At 30.5% G+C, this 13,609-nt stretch carries 13 protein-coding genes; 6 read left to right on the forward strand and 7 right to left on the reverse strand.

Going from position 1 to position 13,609, the window contains the following annotated elements; all coding sequences use genetic code 11:
• Positions 1 to 211: 211 nt before the first annotated feature.
• The gene (locus tag WAF17_RS01825; protein ID WP_338765522.1) at positions 212 to 1,255 is read left to right on the forward strand and encodes a hypothetical protein; all 1,044 of its coding nucleotides are present in this window, start codon (positions 212 to 214) and stop codon (positions 1,253 to 1,255) included.
• 17 nt (positions 1,256 to 1,272) lie between these two features.
• On the opposite strand, the gene WAF17_RS01830 is transcribed toward WAF17_RS01825, so the two are convergent.
• A complete protein-coding gene (locus tag WAF17_RS01830) occupies positions 1,273 to 1,779 on the reverse strand; it encodes a hypothetical protein (RefSeq protein ID WP_338765525.1) in 507 nt (168 codons plus the stop codon).
• Between the two features lie 167 nt (positions 1,780 to 1,946).
• Here WAF17_RS01830 and WAF17_RS01835 point away from each other — a divergent pair, with 167 nt between their 5' ends.
• The 5 genes from WAF17_RS01835 (at position 1,947) to WAF17_RS01855 (ending at position 8,268) form a co-directional block, all read left to right on the forward strand.
• Entirely contained in the window at positions 1,947 to 3,290 is a 1,344-nt protein-coding gene (locus tag WAF17_RS01835) for a M28 family peptidase (protein WP_338765528.1), read from the forward strand.
• Positions 3,291 to 3,453: 163 nt separating this feature from the next.
• A complete protein-coding gene (locus WAF17_RS01840; RefSeq protein WP_338765530.1) occupies positions 3,454 to 4,698 on the forward strand; it encodes a hypothetical protein in 1,245 nt (414 codons plus the stop codon).
• Positions 4,699 to 4,815: 117 nt separating this feature from the next.
• Entirely contained in the window at positions 4,816 to 5,844 is a 1,029-nt protein-coding gene (locus WAF17_RS01845) for a protein phosphatase 2C domain-containing protein (protein ID WP_338765533.1), read from the forward strand.
• Between the two features lie 175 nt (positions 5,845 to 6,019).
• Positions 6,020 to 7,132 (forward strand): GDP-mannose 4,6-dehydratase, encoded by a 1,113-nt coding sequence (gmd, locus tag WAF17_RS01850; protein ID WP_338765536.1) that lies wholly within the window; start codon positions 6,020 to 6,022, stop codon positions 7,130 to 7,132.
• Positions 7,133 to 7,212: 80 nt separating this feature from the next.
• Positions 7,213 to 8,268 carry a GDP-L-fucose synthase gene (locus WAF17_RS01855; RefSeq protein ID WP_338765539.1) on the forward strand — a complete coding sequence of 352 codons (1,056 nt, stop codon included), beginning with the start codon at positions 7,213 to 7,215 and terminating at the stop codon, positions 8,266 to 8,268.
• A gap of 59 nt (positions 8,269 to 8,327) precedes the next feature.
• On the opposite strand, the gene WAF17_RS01860 is transcribed toward WAF17_RS01855, so the two are convergent.
• The 6 genes from WAF17_RS01860 to WAF17_RS01885 form a co-directional block, all read right to left on the reverse strand.
• Positions 8,328 to 9,077 carry a transglutaminase-like domain-containing protein gene (locus WAF17_RS01860; RefSeq protein WP_338765542.1) on the reverse strand — a complete coding sequence of 250 codons (750 nt, stop codon included), beginning with the start codon at positions 9,075 to 9,077 and terminating at the stop codon, positions 8,328 to 8,330.
• 119 nt (positions 9,078 to 9,196) lie between these two features.
• Positions 9,197 to 9,952 carry an AraC family transcriptional regulator gene (locus WAF17_RS01865; protein ID WP_338765545.1) on the reverse strand — a complete coding sequence of 252 codons (756 nt, stop codon included), beginning with the start codon at positions 9,950 to 9,952 and terminating at the stop codon, positions 9,197 to 9,199.
• 12 nt (positions 9,953 to 9,964) lie between these two features.
• Positions 9,965 to 10,612 carry a hypothetical protein gene (locus WAF17_RS01870; protein ID WP_338765547.1) on the reverse strand — a complete coding sequence of 216 codons (648 nt, stop codon included), beginning with the start codon at positions 10,610 to 10,612 and terminating at the stop codon, positions 9,965 to 9,967.
• 35 nt (positions 10,613 to 10,647) lie between these two features.
• The gene (locus WAF17_RS01875; protein WP_338765549.1) at positions 10,648 to 11,646 is read right to left on the reverse strand and encodes a HAMP domain-containing sensor histidine kinase; all 999 of its coding nucleotides are present in this window, start codon (positions 11,644 to 11,646) and stop codon (positions 10,648 to 10,650) included.
• Positions 11,647 to 11,806: 160 nt separating this feature from the next.
• Positions 11,807 to 12,964 (reverse strand): FtsX-like permease family protein, encoded by a 1,158-nt coding sequence (locus WAF17_RS01880; RefSeq protein ID WP_338765552.1) that lies wholly within the window; start codon positions 12,962 to 12,964, stop codon positions 11,807 to 11,809.
• 115 nt (positions 12,965 to 13,079) lie between these two features.
• Positions 13,080 to 13,568: a redoxin domain-containing protein gene (locus tag WAF17_RS01885; protein WP_338765554.1), complete on the reverse strand. Its 489-nt coding sequence runs from the start codon at positions 13,566 to 13,568 to the stop codon at positions 13,080 to 13,082.
• Between the last annotated feature and the right edge of the window lie 41 nt (positions 13,569 to 13,609).

Here is a 13,609-nt window from a genome sequence, read left to right on the forward strand (position 1 = left end):
AATACATCTTTCAATACTGCGAATTTATGAATTTATAATGAATAATTTTGAAACAATTTATAATTAGGATAATTTAAGAAGTAATTTTTATCTAAAGAATAACTCTAAAAGTTGGACTTAAAGAATTAGAAAGGAATAAAATTTAATCTTTAACTTTGATTTATATACCCAATTGGCAACTATTTACTACTAACGGCTAACTACAAAACTTATGTTTGACTTTGATTTTCGATTCTTAAATATAGAAAACAAACCAACCTCTTATTTTGATAAACAAGGTTCTATCGAACAGGAAGGTGTTTATTTTGATGGAGAATTACTGAAATTTTCAGAGCTTCAAGAAGTAGTACGTTATCGTAATCGCCTTTCATTCATTATAAAAGCAGGAGAACGTACAGAAGTAGATGAGTTTTTATTGCCTGATTTTAATGGTTTTATGATTCGGGTAGATGAAGAAGAAGCTTTTGATATAAAAAGTCAGATTGATAGAAAATATACAGAACTACAAGTAGAAGAACGAAAAGAAGAATTGAAGACACAAGATGAAGTTCATAACTTTAGAAAAGCTGAATGCCCAACTTGCCGAAGTCATTTAGATTTATCTTACTTAGCACCGACAAAATATATTTTTTGTAGATATTGTGATTCAATTTTCAATAAATACGGAAACTACACAGATTTAAATGACTACAAAATCTGTCCTGTTTGTAATTATTATAATCGAATTCAAGTTACGCCAAAAGTAGAAGCATATTTTTATGGAAAAGAAGATAAAGCATTTTCTTTTGAGAAAACTTTTCAATGCGATAGCTGTACAGAAAGAGAACTACGCCCTCGTTTTTGGAAAAATGTTCCTTTTATTATTGGTGCAATGGCTGATTTTGTTGCCAAAAATAAAATAGAAACTGATATTGATTCTTCTTATGCTGAGCTTACAAAAGCTAATTTGTTAGGCTACACAGGGCAGATAGAAGAGGCAAAACCACTCTATGAAACGATGTTTTTGTATGTAAAAGACCAACCAGGGGTGCTTTATGACTTTGGAAAAGCTTATTTAGATACTGCTTTGTTACTTTTAGAAGATGCAGAATTTACTGGAGACGAACAAGTATTAGTTTATATCAGAGAAGCTGTTCGTTGGCTTTCACGTTGTTTGAAAATGTGTTCGAATTACCAACCTGCTATCAAGCTTTTTGAAGATAATGAAGAGTTAGAATATGAAATAGAAGAAGATGAATATGAAGACGAATATTAAAGTTTGAGAAGCGAAAATTAATCAACTTTCGTAAATTCTAACTTTCCTCCTTTTGCAACATCATAAAGAATAATTTTTGTAGATTCGTAAGAAACTACCTCATAACAAACTAGCTTTTCATTTCCACTTCCAATAACTAAAAAATTACCTTTTTTATCATAAACTCCTGCTTCATCAGGGCATTTGTTATAAATTGCGAAAACTTGCTCCTCTTTCAAATCTCCTTCTTTCTTTGAATAATTAGTATTCATATTAGAATATACTTTTCTACCTTCAAAAATCAAATATAAATACTGGCTGTCTTCTAGGGAATCTATTTTTAGTTGCCATTTTCCATCTAAGTCAAAATTAGAATTCTTTATCGCTTCTATATTATCCAAAGTAGTTGTGAAATTACTAGAATCAGTCGGTAAAGTAGTATAACTGTACTTTTTTATATCCTTATTTTGATTTCCCAAACATGAAATACAAAATAATATAACTCCAAAAAAAAGAGCTGTGAAAATAAAATTTTTAGATAACATTAAAAAAATAATTTAAAAAAATAACTCTAAAATAAATGAATCCTGTCTTCTGTTCTAAAAAATCACTAATAACCTTACATTATTTTCGTTATATAATCAGTATTGGTACTATTTATATACTTTTTTGTTTATCAAATTCTGCTCTAAGTATTACACAAAGGTCAGAAATGATTAATTCCAATTTAAGTATAGAAAAAGACACATTACATCTCTTATCACAAGAAAGCCAAAAAACATACCCACAGGTAACAAAAAACGCAAAAAATACAATAGATATACTTTGTAACCCCAAAATGCAAGGAAGAGGCTATGTTAATAATGGCGAACAATTGGCTGCAGGTTACATTGCAAGACAATTTGAACAAATAGGATTATTGAAACACAAAAGTAGTTATTTTCAATCATTTAATCTAAAATCTGTAAATACTTTTCCAAAAAAAGTACAATTAAAATCTAAAAAATATAATTTTCAAGCAGGAACAGAGTATTTAGTTGCTTCTTTCTCAAATTCTGGAAAGGGAAAAGTAGGTATTTTATATTTAGACTCAGTTTTTTTTGAGAATGATTCGGCACAAATAGCTTTCAAAAAAGTATCATTGAAAAAAAGTGCTGTAATGTATTCAGATAAATGGACAAAAAAAATTCAACAAGAATATCCTGCCTTTTTAGAAAAAATACAAGAAGCAAAGGCTGTTTTCGTCAGAACAGAAAAATTAATTGGAGTTCCTTCACCTGTTGCTTATTCAAAACCTTATTTTGAAGTTTTGGATAGCATTTTTCCTGTTTATGAGCCTCTTAGTTTGCTAGATTTGAATGACTTGAAAGCTACAAAAAAAGCAAAGAAGATAGAAAAATTAAAATTTAAAGTAAAAGCGAAACTAGTAGAACCTCAACCCTCTCAAAATGTAATTGGTTATATAAAAGGAACAAAAAACCCTAAAAAAGTAATTGTTTTTTCTGCTCATTACGACCACTTAGGCAAAATGGGAAAAGACGTTTATTTTGCTGGTGCAAATGACAATGCTTCTGGCGTAGCTATGCTTTTAGAGTTGGCAAAATATTATTCAGAAAATCCTCCTGAATACTCTATCTGTTTTATGGCTTTTGGTTCGGAAGAAATCGGTCTTTTAGGTTCAATGTTTTATACTAAAAACCCACTTTTTCCATTAAAAAATATTGCCTTTTTGATAAATTTGGATTTGGTAGGCACAGGAGAAAAAGGTGCAACAGTAGTAAATGCTACTATTTATGAAAAAGAATTTGAATTACTAAAAAAAATAAATGTAGAACACAACTATTTGAAAACAATAGAAAGTAGAGGAGAGGCTGCCAACTCTGATCATTATTTTTTCCATCAAAAAAGAGTTCCTAGCTTTTTCTTGTATTTGAACGGAGGAAGTCAAGCCTACCACGATATAAATGATACGCCTCAAAATTTATCCCTTTTTGGTTTTCAGAATTTATACGAATTGTTACTAGAGTTTAGTCAAAACTTGATGCAAATAAAATAACTTGATTCTTCTAGCTGTGCTGATAATACAGTTGTTTTTTTAGCAATAAAAACGTATTTTGTGATACGATTAGAATAAAAACTAATTTTGATAACTCTTTGCTATTAGTAAAATCCTTCTATTTTACTGCTCTTTACACACAACAAGAAATTATAAATCATTTATGAGTACGAATACAACACTTACTGTCCCTGAAAATATACCTGAAGAAGTATCTACTGCATGGCTGAAAAGTTTGGAACTTGCCGAAGAAAGAAAAGTTCCTAAAGATGTTCAGAAAAATATTGAAACTTATTATAAGCATTTTGATCAAAAATATACAGAAGCACTGATAGAACATGTAATTTCTCCTATGTCAGATTATTACTATCGTCCTGTTTTTGTAGGTTTTGATGAGCTAGAAGAAAGAAATAACCCAGAGCGTCCACTTATTTATTATAGCAATCACTCTGGAATGGCATTTCCTTGGGACGGAATGATATTTTTAGCAGAGATTTTCAGACAGTTTGGTTTTCAAAAGAAAGCAATTCGCCCTTTGGTTGCTCCGATGCTTTCACAAACAGCACTCATGAATCCGTTTGGAGCGTATAATTTATGGAAAAAAGTAGGTGGAATAGATGCTACTACTATTAATTTTGAAACGATGATGAATTGTAACGATTATAATGTTATGATTTATCCAGAAGGAGTTCCAGGGATTGGAAAAGGATTTAATAGAAAGTATCAAGCGCAACGTTTTTCGACTTCTTTTATTCGAATGGCTCTCAAATACAAAACTGATATTGTTCCTTTTGCGACTGTTAATGGTGAATATATCAACCCTCACACATATAGTATTCCTTGGGTAAATAAACTCATTCGGAAAATAGGAGTGCCGTTTTTGCCCTTAGGACTTATTACTACGCTTGTTCCTATTTACCCTTGGGTTTTTTATACAGGTTTCCCTGCAAAGATGACGTATGTACGAGGAAAACGAATCAATCCATTAGAACTTTTGGGCAAACCAGCAGAAGAAGCGACACAAGAAGATGTAGTCCGAATTAGAGACCACGTAAGAGATGAATTTCAAAAATTACTTGATGAATCAGTAGAAAAATATGGCAAAAAGCCTTTTAATTGGAAAGATTTAAGAGCAGCCAACAAGGGAAAGGAAAAACGAGGAAGCAAAATTCGCTTTTTTCCTTATCTAACACCAATTGGTTGGCCACTACTTTTTAGTGAGTTTGATAGAAAATACAGAAAATACGAGCAAGAAGGACGAAAAGGCGAATTCAAATTACGTATGCGTAGAAGAGATTTTCTGCCTTTACTTTTCAAAAATTTAATTACCATCTCTTATTTCGTTCCTGTTTTGGGTTGGATTCCACTCATCATCCGTGGATACTCTAAACCAAAAGGAGAAAAGTAGATAAACTTGATAAACTTAAACGTAAGATAAAAGGAATTTGAAGCCACCTCAAACTCCTTTTTTTGCTTTATTAGAAATGAGTAAGGACTGTTTTTATCAACTCTTTATCACAAAAATATGATGACAAATAACTTTGAAATCGTTGGTAAATCAATTAAAGACAAAGAGAAAACTAAAAATGGTGATTCATTCAACCATATTATTTTAGAAAATAATATGGTTATTTTGACACTTGCAGATGGTGTTGGCTCAAAAAACTGTGATTGGGTTGCTTCTAAAGAAGCCTGTGATAGTTTTATAAACTACTCTCAAGATTTACTCGGCAAAGACTACACAGAAACTACCCTTTTAGGAATATGTAATAAGATTGATAAAGGAATTTCTAATGCTCCTGATACTTGCAAAGGAATGCTCACTGTTTTTGCAGCCGTAATTTGGGATATTGATAAAAATCATATTCATTTTATAAATATTGGCGATACAAGAATTTATAAAATAAACCGAGAAAATATCGAACAAATTAGTATTGATGAAACAAAAGACGTAATTATACGAAACAAACAGGGTAAAGTAATCACATCAGGAGGAACGACCATTGTTAGAAATGGAGTAACTAACGCTTTGGGAACAGGAAACGTTGAAGTAACCATCAAAACAACTGATTTTAATTATGGAGAGAGCATTGTTTTGGCTTCTGACGGTTTTTATGATTGTAAATCTACTTTCAATTCGGATATTAAAGAAATAAACAAATCTTCAAGTTTACAAAAATCTATTAATAGATTATTTAAGTATTACGCTGATTATCAAAAAGATGATACAACTCTACTTATTCTTAGGCGCAATGACATAGAGCCAAAAATTAGAAATGAATATCGTGATATAAGTGATTTTGAAAAAATAAAAAGCAAACTTGCCACCCATACAGCAGTAACTTTATTAACTGATGATTTGAAACTAACTATCAGTAAGAAAAACAAAGAAAATTGTATTTTGATACTTGATAAAATGAAAACTGAAAACCTAATTCCTTCAAGAGAAAAACTTGATGAATTACTTTCGTTTTGTCAAGAGATAAGCTTCGAAGAAAGAGAAGTTTATAAAAGGATTATTGATTTTATCAGAATTGTAATGAGAAAAATTTGATAGAGTTTGTTGTTTTGTTTAACTCAATGAAAATGGCAATCTCAAAATACTTTTTTCAAAATAAAGTAGAAGTATTACATTTTAGTATATATTTATTACTTTTGCTAAACACTCAAAATTGCTTAAAATAGAGCTATTAAATACAGACCTCATAATAGGACATTAAACATTTAGAATGAAAAAAGCACTCATTACAGGAATTACAGGACAAGATGGCGCATATATGGCACAACTTCTTCTCAATAAAGGGTATGAAGTTCATGGTATCAAACGTAGAAGTTCACTTTTCAATACTGACCGAATAGACCATCTCTATCAAGACCCACACGTTGATAATTATCGTTTCAAACTTCATTATGGTGACCTTACTGATGCTACAAATTTGATTCGTATTATTCAGGAAGTCCAACCTGACGAAATTTATAATTTGGGAGCAATGTCTCACGTAAAAGTGAGTTTTGATATGCCTGAGTATGTTGCCAATGTTGATGCTTTAGGAACACTTCGTATTTTGGAGGCTGTTCGTATTCTGAATTTGACAGAAAAAACTCGTATTTATCAAGCTTCTACTTCTGAACTTTATGGTTTGGTACAAGAAGTTCCACAATCTGAAAAAACTCCTTTTTATCCTCGCTCTCCCTACGCAGTAGCTAAAATGTATGGCTATTGGATTACTGTAAATTATAGAGAAGCTTATAATATGTATGCTTGTAACGGGATTTTATTCAACCACGAAAGCCCAATCAGAGGAGAAACTTTTGTAACTCGTAAAATTACTCGTGCAACAGCTAGAATTGCTTTAGGATTACAGGACAAGGTTTATTTGGGAAATCTAAATGCAAAACGAGATTGGGGACACGCAAAAGATTATGTAGAAGCTATGCACCTCATTTTGCAACAAGATAAAGCAGAAGATTTCGTTATCGCAACAGGAATCACAACAACAGTAAGAGATTTTTGTAAAATTGCTTTTCAAGAATTAGGAATAGAACTAGAATTTGTAGGCGAAAATGAAGAAGAAAAAGGAATTGTAAAATCTTGCTCAAATCCAGAATATCAAGTAGAAATCGGCACAGAAGTAATTGCTGTTGATTCTCGTTATTTCCGTCCGACAGAAGTAGAGTTACTTATTGGAGATGCAACAAAGGCACAAGAAAAATTAGGTTGGAAACCAAAATATAATCTACAACAACTAGTTACAGATATGATTTTGGCTGATGTAGAATTATTCAAAAAAGATAAATACCTTCAAGAAGGAGGGCATAGAACTATGAATTATTACGAGTGATTAGTGTTTAGTGATTAGTGTTTAATGAAATTTCATTTTAACATTAATCACTAATCGTTAATCATTAATCACTATTTAATATGAAAATATATATTGCAGGACATCGTGGAATGGTCGGTTCGGCTATCAAAAAAGAACTAGAAAAACAAGGTTATTCTAATTTTGTAGAACGCACTTCCAAACAGCTTGACCTTCGAAATCAACAAGCTGTAAACGATTTTTTTGAAGCTGAAAAACCTGACTGGGTATTTTTGGCAGCAGCTAAAGTAGGAGGGATTTTGGCAAACAACACGTATAGAGGCGAGTTTATTTATGATAACTTGATGATGGAAGCTAATATCATCGAAGCTGCAAGAAAAACCAATGTAAAGAAACTAATGTTTTTGGGTTCTTCATGTATTTATCCAAAACTTGCTCCACAACCTCTCAAAGAAGAATATCTTTTGACAGGACTTTTAGAAGCAACTAATGAACCTTATGCTATTGCTAAAATTGCAGGTATAAAACTCTGTGAAGCTTATAGAAGTCAATACGATTGTAATTTTATTTCTGTAATGCCTACTAATCTCTATGGAGAAGGTGATAACTATGACTTAAAAAACTCTCACGTTTTACCTGCCTTAATTAGAAAATTTCATCTAGGAAAGTGCTTAGAGCAAAATAACTGGGACGGAATTAGAAATAATTTACGTCATTTTCTGATAGGTGGAGAAGATATGAGCCAACTTCATAAATCTGAAATTTTAGAAATTCTCAATAAATATGGTATCCGACAATCTAAAGATGGAAATACTATTGAAGTAGAAGTTTGGGGAACAGGCTCTCCTAAAAGAGAATTTCTTCATGCCGATGATTTGGCAGAAGCATGTGTTTATTTGATGCATAATTATGATGACCCAAGTCTTGTAAATATCGGAACTGGTGAAGATTTAAGTATCAAAGATTTGGCTTTGCTTGTAAAGAAAACCGTGAATTTTGAAGGCGAATTAGTTTTTGATACATCAAAACCAGATGGAACGCCTAGAAAATTAATGAGTGTTGATAAGCTAACTTCTTTAGGTTGGAAATACAAAATTTCTTTAGAAGAAGGAATTAAGAAAGTCTATCAAAATGTTTTGGCTGATATAAAAGTATAAATTAATTGATTTTGTCAGAATACAAAAGATGTATTCTGACAAAATTAAATTTAAAATAGTTACTTCCCATTTCTTATTTTTTCTACATTCTTGTTCATTTTACGTCTGACTATTTTTTGAAAGATAAATTTCTTGAAGAAACCTAAGTTTTGTTGATGTTTTTTATAAAACTCATCAGGCGTGTCGAATAAACCAAAATCTTGATTAATTCCTTTCTCTTGAATGTAAGTGTTATTTAAATTCCATTCAATTTCTGGGTTTTCAAAATTATCTGTATAAGCTCCATATCCACAAAAAGTAGTTTTGCAGGTTGCATTTTCCTTTTGTAACTTAGACAAATATTCTTTGTCTAAAATGACTCCTTCCAAAAAATACCAATTATTATTTATGTAGACTTCCACCCAACTATGTAAAATATTTTTTGGTGATAATTGATACCAAATTCCTGTAATTGCTCCTTTTTGTAATGCTTTATCAATCGTAAAACCGTGAATTCTGTTTGGGATTTTACACGCTCTAAGTAAAGCCATAAGTAAAGTCGCCTTTGTATTGCATTGTCCATAACCTTCTTTCAAAATCTGTGTAGCCGAAATATCATCAGCTTTATTGTAGCCAAATTTGATTTCATCACGAACATAGTTATAAATAGATTTGACTTGATTGATAGAGTTCATCTTGAGCCAATTTCTTTCCTTAACTAAACTCTGAATGTTTTTGGCTGAGTAATTTAAAATAGCTGTTTCTTTTAGATAATTTTCTGAAAGGTTTAAAGATTGAGAGGTTTCAATTTCTTTGATGATAGTGTACATAATTTTAGAATTGTAATTTTATAAAAATTGAGAGAACAGAAATAAAATCTATTCTCTTTGTTTATCCTTACAAAATTGCAGTATATTTTGACTCTAAAATTGTATAAACTGGCTAAGTTTTACTTTGCTATTGATTGATTTGAAAATAATTTGAAAAATTTAGGTGTAACACCAAAAGTTTCATTGAAAGTTCGTGTATAATGCGAACTATCCGTAAAACCAAAAGTATGGGCTGTTTCAGTAATTGAATGAGAAGAAAGGTAAGGAAGTGAAAAAATAAGTTTGTTCCAAAGCTGGTATCTTCTAAAATTCAATCTTGTTTTCTCTTTGAATAAATGCAAAAAACGAGTAGAAGAGAGCGCACAAAAATCAGCCATTTGTTCCATTGAAAGGATTTTTTCAAAATTACTATCCATAAAATCAATTGCTTTTTTTATTCTGTCATCTTCCAAATGATTACTATTTTCACAATTGCATTTATATTCCAGTAAACTCTTTTTTATTTCTTTACAAAAATTATCAAATGTAATTTGCTTATCTTCATAGTCTTTCAAAATTTTAAATAAGCTATTTCGTAGATTTTCTGACAAAAAACTAATTTTAGATGCATCATACTTTATATAAAACTGATGTCCTAAACAGCTCAATGGATTTATTAAAATAATAAGCTGTTTTTCTAAATTACTAATTTGATGTTTCACTCTTGAAGGAATAAAAAAATTAGTTTGTTTGTAAGTCTTTCGCTCTGTTTTCAAAATTATCTCATCATGAATCGCCAAACTAATTTGTAGAGCATAATGACGATGCAACTTATTGTCATTCAATTTTCCATAAAAAAGACCAAACTGTTTTTCAAAATAAAATTTATTGTTCATGGTATTACAAAACTACATTTCAATAAAAATACAGTCTGAATAAGCTGTTTTTGTTCCTTTATTCGTATCAAATTCTAGCTTTTTAATATTCTTGAAATCAAAACGCTGTAAGTAATTTTCGATAATTGGCTGAATAAAACTAATTTCTGATTTAAGCTTTTGATTGTCTCCTTCCTTTTCATATAAAATTAAAAATAAACGGTTTTGTAAATGAAACCGTTTTTGTTTCGATTGATTTTCATAAAGCCATTTCAGTAAATCTGTTGGATTTTCTTTAGCAAATTCTATAGTTTGATTGTATTTTTTTGGAAAAACGCTTGTTTTATGATCGAAAGGAATCTCATCAATCCAAAAATCTATAAATTGATGATAAGGATCTGAATGAGGTTTTACATTTGGATACCTACAAAAAATATATTCAATTCCCTTTGCAGACCAGAAATTATACCAGCGATTAAGTGCATAAATACGCAAATCATCAAAATTTGATTCTGTACAAAATTTATCTTTGATTTGATTTTCTAAAGTTTGGAAATGTCTTACTTTGTAAATAAAATTAGTTTGTTTGTCCCAAATATTATTTTGTTTTCTACCCCAATTTTCTATAAATGGATAACATTTTTTGAGTTGAGTTTGCAAACGTTTCAAATGTAATTCCATAGATTATAGATAGTTTTAGTGATTTTGATTTGCAGCTATTTTTTATCAAAAAAAGGTAGATGAAGGCTAAAAGTAGTTTTTTCTCTAGTGGATTCTAATAAAATAACAGAGCCGTGGAGCTTATAAGCTGCCAGTTGAGTAGTATAAAGTTCTGTTCCTGTCGCTTCATCAAGATTAGCTACTTTGTGAAACAAATTAAAAATAAGATGATAATTAGAGGTTGGGATTTCGATACCATTGTAAGTAATGATAATTTCTATATCTGTTGATTTTTGAAAAACTTGCACTTGAATATATGATTTTCTATTCTCTATTGGGTCAATATGTTTAATAGCAAACTCAAATAGATTTTTTATAATTGTCTTGAAAATATCTATATCTGTATAAAAATCAACTTTAGCGATTTCTGTTTCTATATTAAATTCTATTTCGGAATAATTAGATAAAAAACCTAGTGCCTGATATACCTTTTCTGTTACTTCTACAATATCAAAAATTGAAGGTTCAGCTACTTCATTTTTGAGCGTATTTATATACAATAGATTCTCCAAAATATTATTCATTTCAGAAGAAGTCTTTCCTATTCTTTGTAAATATTCTATAGCTACTGGGTCTTTTACCTCTAAGTTTGCAACTTGACACAGTCCTAAAAGCCTCACGATAGGTCCTTTCAAATCATGAGAAGCTCTATAAACAAACTGGTCTAACTCTGAATGTGTTGCTAAAAGCTGTGAATAAGCATTTCTGACATCAGAAGTACGTTGATTTACTTTTCTTTCAAGCTTTTCATTTTGTATAGAAATTAATTTTTTAGCATTTTCTAGCTCTGTCGAATGCTTAATTACCTCTTCATTTATCAGCGATAATTTATTGTGCAACCTATCACTAACCTTTGTCAAAAATTTCATATCAGCTAACATATCAGCATAATCTAAAGCAAGATGTGCATAAAGTGTTTTCCACTCTTCAGCAGTTAATTCTTTGTTGAGAAGTAATTGAGCTTGTTCTGCAATATGTTGTTCTTTTTCAAACATTAAGATAGAATTATTTTTTCAGAATAAATTAAAGTAATCAATTTCTTTAAAAAGATAAACTTTATATAAAAATAGTTGTGTATGATTTTAACCTAAAAACACAAAAAATAGTTTTATTATTCTGAATACTTATTTACTTATTGATATTTATAATAAGATTCTACCTCATAGCATCAGCAGCTTCGGTAGTTGCTCCACGCCAAGCAGGAAAAAGAGTCGCAGCCAGATAAGGTACAACAGAAAGCGAAAAAACACTCAATACATCTCCCAAGCTAACAAAAGGCTGTAGGTCATAAGCAGGATAAAGCACCGACCAACCTACCAAAAAAGGCTTCAAAATAGGGGAGTTAAAAATAAAAACATGAATATAAGCCAAAGTAACTCCTACTAAAGTAGCTGTAATTGATAGAATTGCGCCTTCAGTAAGTTTTAAAAATAAAACGTCATTTATTTGCCAACCAATAGCCTTCAAAATACCTAATTCTTTTTTTTCATTACTACTCAACCCTGATGCTCTTTCCCACATCAAGAGTAAAAAAGCTAGAACAGAAAGCAATGAGCCATAAATAAAAATTCCTCCTCGCCAACTAAAAAGCGTTTGATAAGTAGAAGAGAGTTGAGCTAATGTAACGACACGCAAAGATGGAAAACGAGCATCTATTTTTTTTCCAATATTTTCTATTTCCTCTGGATTATAAATTTCAACGGCAATATCTGTACAAGTAGAGTCTTGCAAACCAATTATTTTTTGAACTTCCTTGATAGGTAAAATAATCAAATCTTTAGTCAGTAAATCTGATTTTGCATCAAAACTTCCTACAATTTCATAACTTACTTTTTTTCTATTGGCATCGTTTAGAGAAAGAAAATCTCCTAATTGTAAATTTCTTGTTTCTAAAATCCCTGTTCCTACCAAAACCCCATTCTTACTATTATCTTTTTTATTATAATCTTCCTTAAACTCTAAAAAACCTATTTCTTCATTTGGAAAATCACTTCCCATAACTGTCAGAACTGCTCCCGTTGCATCATCAAAAAAATACCCCCAATAACGTGGAAAAACTTTTTTTACTCCTCTAATTTTTGAAATAGAATCTTGTAGGGATACTGACATCGGAACAAGCCTACCTCCCTGCAATTGCTGAACCCATAGAGGAGGTAAATCTTGTAAAGTTTGTGTGGTTTCGGTTTTCAGACTACTTGTAAAAAAAACTACCGATGCATAAAAACCTACTACTAGTGCATAGATTATAATTAAGGCAACTTGTTTTTTCCAACTTCGAAGCAAAGAAAGAACAGCATAATTTAGGATATTCATTTTTTATAGGAATTGGGGATTAGGAATTAGAAATTGGGATATGGAAATTAGAAAATACAATAACAGATAATGAGTTTTTTTTCTATTCTCCAGTTCCCAATCCCCAGTACCTAAGTTACTTTTGTTGTTTCAAAATTACTGCTGCTTGTTGTTCGCTTACCCAACCTACAATTTTACGAATAATTTTACCTTCTTCATCTATGAAAAAATTGGTTGGAAGCTCTTCTACTTTATACAAGTCTGAAACTTTACCTTCTTCATCAATAAGCATTGGAAAAGTAGCTCCAAATTGCTCTTTAAACTTTTCAGAGGCTTCTTTTGGTTGCTTTACATTGATTGCCAAAATTTCTAATCCTTCTTTTTGAAGCTTCTCATAATAATCTTGTGTTTCAGGAAACTCTTGCTTACAAGTAGGACACCAATCAGCCCAAAAATAAAGCATCACTATTTTACCTTTTTGAGTATGTTTTGCAATAGTTTGCTGGTTTCCTTCTACATCAGTTGTTTCAAAAACGGGTGCTGGTTCTCCTTTATCAAAAGGAGTTTTTTCTGCACAGGAAAACAATAATGTAGAGAGAAATAAAAATATAAATAGTTTGTTCATTTTTTGTTGATTTAATGCAGCTGAATAATTACTTTCTGACA

This window comes from Bernardetia sp. ABR2-2B, from assembly GCF_037126435.1.
Lineage (GTDB): Bacteria > Bacteroidota > Bacteroidia > Cytophagales > Bernardetiaceae > Bernardetia.

Bases quoted from the DNA above. Each gene is read 5' to 3' on its own strand.
- WAF17_RS01825 (WP_338765522.1), top strand. From the start codon at position 212: ATGTTTGACTTTGATTTTCGATTCTTAAATATAGAAAACAAACCAACC.
- WAF17_RS01830 (WP_338765525.1), bottom strand. From the start codon at position 1,779: ATGTTATCTAAAAATTTTATTTTCACAGCTCTTTTTTTTGGAGTTATA.
- WAF17_RS01835 (WP_338765528.1), top strand. From the start codon at position 1,947: ATGATTAATTCCAATTTAAGTATAGAAAAAGACACATTACATCTCTTA.
- WAF17_RS01840 (WP_338765530.1), top strand. From the start codon at position 3,454: ATGAGTACGAATACAACACTTACTGTCCCTGAAAATATACCTGAAGAA.
- WAF17_RS01845 (WP_338765533.1), top strand. From the start codon at position 4,816: ATGATGACAAATAACTTTGAAATCGTTGGTAAATCAATTAAAGACAAA.
- gmd (WP_338765536.1), top strand. From the start codon at position 6,020: ATGAAAAAAGCACTCATTACAGGAATTACAGGACAAGATGGCGCATAT.
- WAF17_RS01855 (WP_338765539.1), top strand. From the start codon at position 7,213: ATGAAAATATATATTGCAGGACATCGTGGAATGGTCGGTTCGGCTATC.
- WAF17_RS01860 (WP_338765542.1), bottom strand. From the start codon at position 9,077: ATGTACACTATCATCAAAGAAATTGAAACCTCTCAATCTTTAAACCTT.
- WAF17_RS01865 (WP_338765545.1), bottom strand. From the start codon at position 9,952: ATGAACAATAAATTTTATTTTGAAAAACAGTTTGGTCTTTTTTATGGA.
- WAF17_RS01870 (WP_338765547.1), bottom strand. From the start codon at position 10,612: ATGGAATTACATTTGAAACGTTTGCAAACTCAACTCAAAAAATGTTAT.
- WAF17_RS01875 (WP_338765549.1), bottom strand. From the start codon at position 11,646: ATGTTTGAAAAAGAACAACATATTGCAGAACAAGCTCAATTACTTCTC.
- WAF17_RS01880 (WP_338765552.1), bottom strand. From the start codon at position 12,964: ATGAATATCCTAAATTATGCTGTTCTTTCTTTGCTTCGAAGTTGGAAA.
- WAF17_RS01885 (WP_338765554.1), bottom strand. From the start codon at position 13,568: ATGAACAAACTATTTATATTTTTATTTCTCTCTACATTATTGTTTTCC.